This is a genomic window from Crocosphaera watsonii WH 8501, from assembly GCF_000167195.1.
GTDB classification, from domain to species: Bacteria; Cyanobacteriota; Cyanobacteriia; order Cyanobacteriales; family Microcystaceae; genus Crocosphaera; species Crocosphaera watsonii.
In genome coordinates this window covers 1-8,618 of the sequence record NZ_AADV02000173.1, presented here as the reverse complement: position 1 = coordinate 8,618, position 8,618 = coordinate 1, and the positions used below count along the sequence as shown (strand labels likewise).

Here is an 8,618-nt window from a genome sequence, read left to right as displayed (position 1 = left end):
GTTTGGCTATTATCCCGAATCCGTCCATGTAGATAAAATTTATCGAACTAGGGAAAACAGAAATTGGTGTAAGGAAAGAGGGATAAGAATCAGTGGTCCGAAGTTAGGAAGACCTCCGAAAAATGTCAGTGAAGAAGAAAAGAAACAAGCCCACTCCGATGAATGCTTCCGTAATGCTATTGAGGGAAAGTTTGGACAAGCTAAACGAAGATTTAGCCTAAATCTCGTGATGACAAAACTCCCTGAAACCTCCATTACATCTATTGCTATTACATTTTTAGTTGTCAATCTTTCTAAACTTCTGAGGCAGTTTTTGTCGCTTTTTTTGTCCTTATTTACTAATAATAGAACAGGGGAACTCATCAAACCGCCTTTCATTAATTTTGATTATACTTTAAACAATTTTTATGTACTAAAACTTATTGATTTGTCAGAAAATTCTTGGTCAAAAGTGGCATAAATTTTGGAGAAACTTTTTCAGCAAACCCTAATTAAAGCAGGATATTTAAGAACACCACTACTTTGTGCTAATTCACCAACAATAATTCTTAATAAGGTTGTCTTACCGTTTCCATTTTCACCCACAAGAGATGTTATCTCACCAAACTTTAATTCTAATTCTGGTAAAGTGAGCTTAAAATCATTTATTTTTCCTGAATATTGTTTGGTAATGTTACTAGCATAAAGAACAATGTCAGTATCAATATTAATAGGTTCATTAATTTTTACTTGTTGTTTCTTTTCTTGAGAAACATCAATAAAATTTTTATTTGTATCAATTTATGTGATTAGTTTTTTTTATTTTCTTTAGATACAATATCTTGGAATTGAGATAGCTGAAAATTATTATATTCAGCAACAATTAAATCAAGAAAATCGAAAATATCAAAAGTTAAACTTGATAAACTTCTACTTACCTCTTCTTGCGAAGAAAGACGCTTGCGTTTATTGGTTTTAATTTCAGCATAACGAAGCTGAAAATCGACGGTTTCATACTTACGCTTCTGATCAATAGCAAAATCTTCTGCTAAATAACCTAACCGCTTTGTCGCTAACTCAAGTTGATTATCTGCAATCAAATTTTTTATTTCTGTAACAATTTTTTCTAGTCTTTGTCTTTCTAAGTTTTCATCTCTTGCTTGCATTTTCAGAAACTAAAATCTAGATATTTTGATATTATTTTACAACCAAGTTATAAAAATTGCTATATATTAGTACAAAAAAATAAAGCTTATGCGGTGGGCAATAATTTTAAGCACTCAATTATTGTACATAAATTTTTGATTTGCCCACCCTACGATCTGGTAAGAAAAATTAAATAATGATCTTAAAAGTTTCCAATAAACCCCTAACACCCTTCATAATAAGAATATAGCGTGATAAAGAAAAGCCAGAGACATCCATGAGCAAAGGAACACTCTTCGATAAAGTTTGGGATACCCATACCGTTCAAATATTACCTTCAGGACAAACCCAACTCTTCATCGGACTGCATTTGATCCATGAAGTCACCAGTCCCCAAGCGTTTGCTATGTTACGGGAAAGAGGACTCAAAGTAATGTATCCCGATCGCACTGTGGCCACGGTAGATCATATCGTACCCACGGAAAACCAAGCCCGTCCTTTTGTTGATACCCTAGCAGAAGAGATGATACAAGCACTGGAAAATAGTACCAAAGACAACGGTATTCGTTTCTATAATATCGGTTCAGGTAGTCAAGGGGTTGTCCATGTCATCGCCCCGGAACAAGGACTCACCCAACCCGGAATGACCATTGCTTGCGGTGACTCCCATACCTCCACCCACGGGGCCTTTGGGGCGATCGCATTCGGCATCGGAACCTCTCAAGTAAGGGATGTATTAGCCTCCCAAACCCTTGCCCTATCCAAGCTAAAAGTGCGTAAGATCGAAGTTAACGGCAAGTTACAACCGGGAGTATATGCCAAAGATGTCGTCCTTCATATCATCCGTAAACTGGGGGTTAAAGGTGGTGTGGGTTACGCCTACGAATACGCCGGAACCACCTTTACCAATATGTCTATGGAAGAGAGGATGACGGTTTGTAATATGGCCATCGAAGGGGGGGCAAGATGTGGCTATATTAACCCCGATGATGTCACTTTTGACTACTTAAAAGGACGAGACTTTGCCCCCACAGGAGAAAAATGGGAAAAAGCAGTTAGTTGGTGGCGTGGTATGGCTTCTGATGCCGATGCAGAATACGATGATATTGTTACCTTCGATGCTGCGGAGATCGAACCAACGGTAACTTGGGGGATCACACCAGGCCAAGGTATTGGGATCAGCGAACCCGTCCCCACCCCTGATAGTTTACCCGAAGGCGATCGCGCCATCGCTCAAGAAGCTTACAGTTATATGCAGTTATCTCCTGGAAGTCCCATCAAAGGCACAAAAGTTGATGTCTGTTTCATTGGTAGTTGTACCAATGGCCGCATCAGCGACTTAAGGGAAGCTGCTAAGTTTGCCCAAGGCCATCATGTGGCTAATGGAGTTAAAGCGTTTGTGGTTCCTGGATCGGAACGGGTTAAAGTCCAAGCAGAAACCGAAGGGTTAGATAAAATTTTTGTGGAAGCCGGGTTTGAATGGCGTGAGGCCGGATGTTCTATGTGTTTAGCCATGAACCCCGATAAGTTACAAGGGGATCAAATTAGTGCCTCTTCTTCTAATCGTAACTTTAAAGGCCGTCAAGGATCATCCACAGGAAGAACTTTGTTGATGAGTCCCGCTATGGTTGTCGCTGCTGCGGTAAATGGTCAAGTTTCTGATGTTCGAGAACTGAGTTAAACAGTGAATACATTGCCAGTGATCACTGTTTAACTGTTCACTGGTAACTGTTCACTGTTTACGGTAACCATTGAGGACGAAAACCCACCAAAGGTAACTCTTTTAAGTCTGCTTTACTATTAGGGTTATTGTTAATGGGAGGAATTAATAACCATAATTTTCCACCTACGATCGCCTGACCTGAATCATTAGTTAAATTATCCTTTAACCTAGTATCATCGCTAGTTAAAATTTGGTCAAATAATAATGCTAAACCATCAGGAGATAAACTAATTTTGATGTCTTGATAATGGGATAATTTAGCTAACGGGATGACTTCTCCTGATTTAATATCAAACTTAGCAAAGTAGGGTTGTTCTCGATATTCTTCTCCTTCTAATAGTTCGGTTAGTAAACAATATAATTGAGTTCCTGTTGGAGTAAACTGACAATTAAAAATTGATCCTTCTGTGTTTAAAAGTTCTTTTTCAATCCCTTGATTATTAACATAAAATAGTGATTTTGTGTAACGTAGATTAGCCTTATCTGTATTAAAATCAACCATTGCTGCGGAATTCCCTTGAGGAGAAAAATCTAATAATTGACCGAATTTAGGTAAAAAATCTAAGGGTTCTGATTCCGGTTCTAAGGGTAAAATTCCAATCCCTTCGCCCCTAGCCACAGCTAATGCCTGATTATCAGGTGTTATTTCAAAATAACCCCCTGTAACCCTTAATCTTTCTGCTTTTTCTCCTTTTCTAACTATCCACAAATCGAAGTCAGCAGGATTTTGACGGTTAACTCTTTGAATGACAATAGTTTCTCCATCAGCAGAAAGATCAAATTGATTATTTTGATAGGTTTCGTTATCTAAAATTTCTTCTATTTTACCAGGAGGATTATTATTACTATCTTCCACTCCATTATTAACACCAGTAGTAACAGTATAAAGTTTTAATTTTCTTAGGCCATCAATACCTAAACCTTCCTTATAAGCAGAAAATAAAATGCGATTGCCTTCGGGATAAAATTCAAAATTCATCACCACTAAATCCGGTGGCGTTAACATTCTTTTATGTTGTTGGGTAATATTATAAAAAACAAGTTTACCCTTTTCTTCTCCTTGGGTTCCTATGTAAGCTAAAGCCCGATCGCGACTCTGAAAAGTTCCCACAAAAGGTTCCATTTCTTGACCTGCTTTATTATTTTTGCGAAATTTTTCCCTTGCTTCGCTTAACTGTACTGTATAGGTTTGTCCATAAGGAACAGGAGTTTCTACCGTGTAAGCTAAGCGACGGCCAGCCCAACTTACTTTACCAGGAAGAGGGGGATCAATGACTAAATTTTTCTCCACTGTTGCTTTATCCATCGGACGATCAAAGGTCAAAATAAACGCCCGATCTTTATTACTAATGTTTTGTTCTTGCCAAGTAAAACTTTCAACTTGGGGACCCTTTCTTAAAAAACAATTCTCCCCACAAAGTTTATCCCCAATCATTAAACCACCAATGAGGACACTAAACCCTCCAATTAACAACATGGAGAGTTTATCAATCGGTTCTTGTAATCTAAGTTTATTAATCATTTGAATAAATAACTGATAACTGATAACTGATAACTGATAACTGGACTAATTAGAATACCCATAAGGATCATTAGGGGTAGGAATAGTGGTAATGCTATTAGCTGATAACACTAACTGTCGTTTTTGCGTCGGAGTTTGTTGCATAGTTTGGGTATCAATAGTCAGGGTTTCTGTCATCATTTCCCCTTCTATTTGTAACCAAGTATCGGGAGGATAACTACTGCGATCGCGTTCTAATTTAACAGGAAGTCCCACGGGATAAGCATCTACAGCGCAGCAAGTAATAATAAAACGACTCAAGAAGATATAATTCTCAGGGAGTAAGGGAGAATGCACCACAAACCCCGTTACATTGGCTTTTTGACCTTGATAAGCATCCGGTTCGGGATAAGCGTTGAGGGTTCTGATCCAGTCGATTAGCGATCGTTCTTCTGGTTTAATATTCAAGGCAAAACTTTGAATTTCGCTTTGGGTGATGGGTAAAGATTCTGAAATACCCCGTTGTAAAGCCATTTGACTATCAAAAATTGTTGGGGGAATAATAAACCCGGCGATGGCAGAAATAATCAAGAAACTACTGCCCCATCCTGGGGGAAAAATAGTGATGTGTTCCACGGTTTCCCCGTTATTGCCCTTTTTACGTAGGGTTTGAACCCATAACCAAGCTTTGACACCTGCTAAAATAATTAAGAGGATACCAGTGGCAAGAACTAGCAAATTATAGTTAGGATGGATTAATAATTTGAGTTGACCGGTTACCCAATATTTGAAGAGTAGAATACCCCAAGCAAGAATAGCTAAGATATCCAAACCTGGTAAAAACAGCTTTAGCTTAGGAGTAAGTTTAAATTTAGATAGTACATTCATAACATGATTTTACCTCTTTTATCAATGGATAATTGACAATTGATGATTAATTAATCCGGTTGAAAACCTAATCTTCCATTCTACATTCAACTTATCCATTGTCTATTATTCAAAACAGCTATCTCAGAGAAAGTAACTATGAAACATAGCCAAGATAAAGGTTAACTGTCCGGCCAGTGCAAATAAATAGACTATCATTCTCGGTTGAAAAATTGAAAGCATTAAACCAACGGCTTTGATATCGATCATTGGTCCAAACACCAAAAACGCTAACAGAGAACTGGTAGTGAAGGTTGAGGCAAAAGATAAGGCAAAAAACGCATCCACTGTTGAACAAATAGAGACAATAGCCGCTAATAGCATCATGGCTAGGATAGAGCTAATGCTTCCCTGTCCCAAACTTAAGACGATTTCACGAGGGACAAAGACTTGTAGACAAGCGGCGATCGCACTGCCTAAAATTAACATTCCACCCAATTCTCTCAGTTCTTGGGTAACATTTTCCAGAAATAATTTTAAGCGTCCATTCATCACCGAGGATTGATCGGAGGTTAAGCTCAATGTTCCGGCTGATGTTTCATCCAGTCGCATTGGACCTTTATCGGCTCCCAGTAAAAACGTCCCAGACTGTAATAACATCGACTCTTTTAAGTTGGGTTCTTTTTTTCTGGAACGAGCAAACCTGGGTTGACGGGACAAGATCATGATCCTTTTGGCCAATAGTGGTTGTAGCATGGGGCGGGGATCTTTTTGCACACTGAAGATCCAGCCTATAGCAATGGCGATGATCAGGGAGAAAAGAATTCTATAAAAGACAATTTCTGGTTGACCCCGAAACGCCAGCCAGGTAGACCAAATCACGATCGGGTTAATGGTGGGAGCCGCTAATAAAAAACCGATAGCCGCCGAGTTGGGTAATCCCTGTAGAAGAAAGCGACGCGCTACCGGCACATTGCCACACTCACACACCGGAAAGAGAAAACCGATACAACTGCCGGCGATCGCCCCTAATAATGGATTTTTGGGAATACTGGCTATTAACTTTCCCTCATCGATGAATAGGAGTAAAGCACTTGATAAGGATACCCCCAATAGTAAAAATGGGAAAGCTTCCACCAGCAAACTGAGGAATAAGGTAAAGGCGTGGTGTAATTGGGTCATTATTATACTTTTGCCCGATCAGGCTGGTAGTAGTTCTATGGACGTAAGTTGGCTTAATAATGTTCTCAAAGATGAATAGGATTAAACAGGGATCACTTTAGCATAATTTTTAACATTCTCTTAATATAACCGACTTTATCGAAAAATCAAGGGTCTAAAACCCCTTCTACACCTGAGTTCAACTTAAGGAAATGTATGTACAACGAGCAACAAGTAGTGAATCTGAAACCCTGATTTTATACTTGAACAAATAATAAGTCCGAACTCCGAACTCCGAACTCAACCTTCTGCCTTCTTCCATAAAATAAACCCATAGGTACGCTTACCGTATGGGTTTATTGGTCGAAATATTCGCTGAAAAAAAACATTCAACCTAATGTCGAAAAGGATTCCCCATTGTCTTACGTAGGTCCGTAAATTTTCGACCAACAAATAAATCGACCGTAGGGAGTCCTTATTCTAGAAACTTGTGTTAGAATAGTATCACCTATTGATAAATACTATGCCCGAAACCCAACCCATAACAGTAGCTTGCAAGCTTGAAGTCAGTAATACACTCGCCAAAGAAATTGAAGATACATTACTGGTGTTTGCAACTTCCTGTGATTGGGTTAACCAAAACACTCCTAATAAGATGACTAACAAAACTGCAATGCAGTCGTTAGTTTACAAAAATGTTAGGACTAACTTTGGACTATCAGCTAACCTAGCAATTCAGGCTGTTAGAAGGGTTTGCGCTAACCGAAAAACAGCTAAACAAAAAGGTAGAAAAGTTAAAGAGTTTAGTCCTACTTCTATTAGTTACGATGCTAGAATATTTAGCTTTCGGGAAAAAGATTGGACGGTTAGCGTAAAGCTATTAAATAGTCGCCAACGAATTAAGTTGTTAATTGGTAATTACCAAGTCGGTTTACTAAAAGGGAAAGACCCGAAAGGAGCTACTCTAGTTAAACGCAAAAATGGTGATTATTACATTCATATAACATTAGATGAACCGACACAGCCTGAGACTAAAACGGATAAAGTATTGGGTTGTGATTTAGGTCGTACCGATATTTGTACAACATCAGAAGGAGAATCATGGTCAGGCAAACAGGTTGCAGATAAGCGCAATAACTATGCAAAACTGAGAGCAGTTATTCAGAAAAAAGCCTCGAAAGGCACTCTTATGCTCACGGCGTAGATGTCGCCAGTTACTAGCACGGTTGTCGGGGAAAGAAAAACGCTTTCAGAAACATATTAATCATGAAATATCACGCCAGTTAATTAATAATGCCGTAACTGACAAACAAGCTATTGCCATTGAAGATTTAACAGGGATTAGAGAGCGTACTAACAAGAAGCTGCGGAATGCAGTCGCCCGCCTTAGTTCTGCCGTTCAACGGCAGAACGGGGCGCGACCTAGAAGCAGAAAAGATAAGCGACTAGGTAATAATTGGGCGTTTTACCAATTAAGACAATTCTTGACTTATAAATGTGTTTTGGCAGGTGTAAAACTAATATTAGTAAACCCTGCATGGACATCACAAACCTGTTATAAATGTCATGTAATTGGTGATAGAAAAGGTAAGAAATTTGCCTGCAATAACTGCGGAAATAAATGCGATGCAGATTATAATTGGACTTTGGATAAAAAACAATTGTTAGCGTAAATTTTACGCTAAACATATCTCCAAAGCTAAAATAGAGAATTAAGGTGATTTTAAAAACTCTCTTTCCATCTTTTTAGGGGATTTTAAATATTAAATAGCTTCATTCAGTTTCGGTTCCAATATAGATATCTAAGTAGCTTTCAGTTAGAGATTGAATGACTCGTTCTAATTCATCAATGAGATTTCTTCTAGTGAGTTTTTCTACAGCATCAATATGAGCAGAACTTCCGGCTCGTCCTAAATATTTATATTTGGTTTTTTTCTCATTATTAGTGGCCATAGGAAAAATTGATTCAGCAGCCTGTAGTTTATAATACCAGTAGATTGTTCCCTTTCCATTAACCTGATAACGAATAATATGACAATTAGCTGGTGCTACTTCCCCTTCCCGTTCAATTTTCTTTATTTTCTGTTTAAGAGAGCGAATTAGACTCTTAATTTGTTTGGCTCTCAGGTGGACATCTTGACTGGTCTTAAGTTCGGAATGTGATGACATTAGCCTTAACTGTAACAAACAACCTCTTTTGATGTTAGCGTATACATTCCGCTAATTAATAAGGTAATAAAT

10 protein-coding genes are annotated in these 8,618 nt (G+C 38.3%); 4 read left to right on the top strand and 6 right to left on the bottom strand.

Features of this window, described 5'->3' with window-relative positions; all coding sequences use genetic code 11:
• Positions 1 to 460: IS5 family transposase (locus CWATDRAFT_RS27370; RefSeq protein ID WP_007308036.1), on the top strand; the 460-nt coding region annotated here is incomplete at its 5' end.
• A 17-nt stretch (positions 461 to 477) separates the two neighbouring features.
• Here CWATDRAFT_RS27370 and CWATDRAFT_RS42025 read toward each other — a convergent pair.
• Positions 478 to 648: an ATP-binding cassette domain-containing protein gene (locus CWATDRAFT_RS42025; protein WP_412093285.1), complete on the bottom strand. Its 171-nt coding sequence runs from the start codon at positions 646 to 648 to the stop codon at positions 478 to 480.
• 140 nt (positions 649 to 788) lie between these two features.
• A complete protein-coding gene (locus CWATDRAFT_RS27365; RefSeq protein WP_007308035.1) occupies positions 789 to 1,145 on the bottom strand; it encodes a hypothetical protein in 357 nt (118 codons plus the stop codon).
• Positions 1,146 to 1,402: 257 nt separating this feature from the next.
• Here CWATDRAFT_RS27365 and leuC point away from each other — a divergent pair, with 257 nt between their 5' ends.
• Positions 1,403 to 2,806, top strand: a complete 1,404-nt coding sequence (leuC, locus tag CWATDRAFT_RS27360) for a 3-isopropylmalate dehydratase large subunit (RefSeq protein ID WP_007308037.1) — start codon at positions 1,403 to 1,405, stop codon at positions 2,804 to 2,806.
• Between the two features lie 58 nt (positions 2,807 to 2,864).
• Here leuC and CWATDRAFT_RS27355 read toward each other — a convergent pair whose 3' ends face one another.
• The 3 genes from CWATDRAFT_RS27355 to CWATDRAFT_RS27345 all read right to left on the bottom strand — a co-directional run bounded on the left by CWATDRAFT_RS27355 (position 2,865) and on the right by CWATDRAFT_RS27345 (position 6,398).
• Positions 2,865 to 4,370 (bottom strand): Ig-like domain-containing domain, encoded by a 1,506-nt coding sequence (locus CWATDRAFT_RS27355; protein WP_007308034.1) that lies wholly within the window; start codon positions 4,368 to 4,370, stop codon positions 2,865 to 2,867.
• Between the two features lie 45 nt (positions 4,371 to 4,415).
• Entirely contained in the window at positions 4,416 to 5,237 is an 822-nt protein-coding gene (locus CWATDRAFT_RS27350) for a TIGR03943 family putative permease subunit (RefSeq protein ID WP_007308033.1), read from the bottom strand.
• Positions 5,238 to 5,360: 123 nt separating this feature from the next.
• Positions 5,361 to 6,398 carry a permease gene (locus tag CWATDRAFT_RS27345; protein WP_007308032.1) on the bottom strand — a complete coding sequence of 346 codons (1,038 nt, stop codon included), beginning with the start codon at positions 6,396 to 6,398 and terminating at the stop codon, positions 5,361 to 5,363.
• Positions 6,399 to 6,900: 502 nt separating this feature from the next.
• Between CWATDRAFT_RS27345 and CWATDRAFT_RS40615 the strand changes: the two genes are divergently transcribed.
• On the top strand, positions 6,901 to 7,581 hold the full coding sequence (locus tag CWATDRAFT_RS40615; RefSeq protein WP_007308038.1) for a hypothetical protein: 681 nt from the start codon (positions 6,901 to 6,903) through the stop codon (positions 7,579 to 7,581).
• Between the two features lie 22 nt (positions 7,582 to 7,603).
• Entirely contained in the window at positions 7,604 to 8,050 is a 447-nt protein-coding gene (locus CWATDRAFT_RS40610; RefSeq protein ID WP_232287216.1) for a zinc ribbon domain-containing protein, read from the top strand.
• Between the two features lie 100 nt (positions 8,051 to 8,150).
• On the opposite strand, the gene CWATDRAFT_RS27335 is transcribed toward CWATDRAFT_RS40610, so the two are convergent.
• On the bottom strand, positions 8,151 to 8,546 hold the full coding sequence (locus CWATDRAFT_RS27335; RefSeq protein WP_007303072.1) for a hypothetical protein: 396 nt from the start codon (positions 8,544 to 8,546) through the stop codon (positions 8,151 to 8,153).
• Between the last annotated feature and the right edge of the window lie 72 nt (positions 8,547 to 8,618).

What these genes read in the sequence shown, in the direction of transcription:
- CWATDRAFT_RS27365 (WP_007308035.1), bottom strand. Translation starts at nt 1,145, where the DNA reads ATGCAAGCAAGAGATGAAAACTTAGAAAGACAAAGACTAGAAAAAATT.
- leuC (WP_007308037.1), top strand. Translation starts at nt 1,403, where the DNA reads ATGAGCAAAGGAACACTCTTCGATAAAGTTTGGGATACCCATACCGTT.
- CWATDRAFT_RS27355 (WP_007308034.1), bottom strand. Translation starts at nt 4,370, where the DNA reads ATGATTAATAAACTTAGATTACAAGAACCGATTGATAAACTCTCCATG.
- CWATDRAFT_RS27350 (WP_007308033.1), bottom strand. Translation starts at nt 5,237, where the DNA reads ATGAATGTACTATCTAAATTTAAACTTACTCCTAAGCTAAAGCTGTTT.
- CWATDRAFT_RS27345 (WP_007308032.1), bottom strand. Translation starts at nt 6,398, where the DNA reads ATGACCCAATTACACCACGCCTTTACCTTATTCCTCAGTTTGCTGGTG.
- CWATDRAFT_RS40615 (WP_007308038.1), top strand. Translation starts at nt 6,901, where the DNA reads ATGCCCGAAACCCAACCCATAACAGTAGCTTGCAAGCTTGAAGTCAGT.
- CWATDRAFT_RS27335 (WP_007303072.1), bottom strand. Translation starts at nt 8,546, where the DNA reads ATGTCATCACATTCCGAACTTAAGACCAGTCAAGATGTCCACCTGAGA.